The sequence below is a fragment of the Pseudoalteromonas sp. SG44-1 genome (genome assembly GCF_014164315.1).
GTDB lineage: Bacteria > Pseudomonadota > Gammaproteobacteria > Enterobacterales > Alteromonadaceae > Pseudoalteromonas > Pseudoalteromonas rhizosphaerae.
This window is the reverse complement of the sequence record NZ_JACJEW010000178.1, coordinates 1-1255: the sequence shown is the minus strand read 5'-3', so window position 1 is coordinate 1255 and position 1255 is coordinate 1. Positions and strand designations below refer to the sequence as shown.

The window sequence follows — 1255 nt, the reverse complement described above, 5'->3', positions numbered from 1 at the left end:
TGTAATGGTCTAATGAAACTGGACAGGTTTATAGCGTAAAATGAGCTAAACCCAAAAGGTATCACTATGACCAGAAAATCAAAAGTAACACTCAGTGCACAACAAAAACTTGAATATGCCAAATTAATGGTAGAAGAAGGTTATACCAATAAGCAAATTGAAGAGATGTCTGGCGCAGGAAAGTCAGCAGTATCACGTTGGAAGCAACAATATCTATCTGAGCTAGATGGTAAGAGCCCGGGAAATGTACAAGCACTCACACCAGAACAGCAACGTATTCAATTGCTAGAGAAGCAGCTACAGCGCGCTTTAAGGGATAATGATATATTAAAAAAAGCCACCGCTTTCTTCATTCGCGACAATCAAAATTTAAAGTAATTAAAGCATTGAAGAAAGCGACCCCAAGCTATACGGTATCTGAGTTGTGTCGTGCTTTAGAAGTCAGTACAAGTAGTTATTACTATGCGCCCGTCGCGCCAAATAAGTCAGAGCAGGCACTGCTGGCGTTAATTAAATCTATCGCTGACGATTCTGGTTATACGTATGGTAGACGCAGAGTGAACGTTGAACTGAATGCGTTAAATCATACGATTGGAATATATAAAACAGCGGCACTGATGAAAAAGTTGAATATAAAAGCCATCAGGCCGAAGAAAAAACATTACTACCCTAACTCAGGTGATGAACATAAGTACGCACAGAACCTCTTAAAACGAGAGTTTAACCCTGATTCACATAACACGCATTGGGTCGGTGATATTACCTATATCAGGAACCGTCAAGGGTGGAGCTACTTGGCCTGTGTGTTAGACTTATCAACGAGGGAAGTTGTAGGGTATGCCTTATCAACAAGCCCAAATGCTGAATTGGCTATAGCAGCATTGAATAATGCTATTAAGCGTCAACAGCCGGTTCTTAATCAACTGATGTTTCATTCCGATCAGGGGTGTCAGTATTCTGCGGCCTCGTTTAGAGCTCGGTTATCACAACTAACTATAACGCAAAGTATGAGTCGTCGAGGTAATTGTTGGGATAATGCAGTAATGGAGCGATTTTTTAGAAGTTTAAAAACAGAGCGACTGAATCGCCTGTCATTTATAAATCATCATTCAGTTATAAGTGAGGTGGACAATTATATTCAGTTTTACAATTACAAACGTAGGCATTCTACGCTTAATTATATGACGCCACATCAGAAATATAATGAATTAAAAAATGCCGCTTAGAATCTCTACAGAATTTGTTGACCATTACA

The 1255-nt window shown here is 39.4% G+C and carries 1 protein-coding gene; it reads left to right on the top strand.

The features are described 5' to 3' along the window. The first annotated feature begins 66 nt into the window (after positions 1 to 66). A protein-coding gene (locus tag H5187_RS23600) for an IS3 family transposase (RefSeq protein WP_182719725.1) occupies positions 67 to 1226 on the top strand; the annotation gives its coding sequence in 2 pieces (ribosomal slippage) (positions 67 to 340 and positions 340 to 1226; 1161 coding nt in all). Positions 1227 to 1255 lie beyond the last annotated feature (29 nt).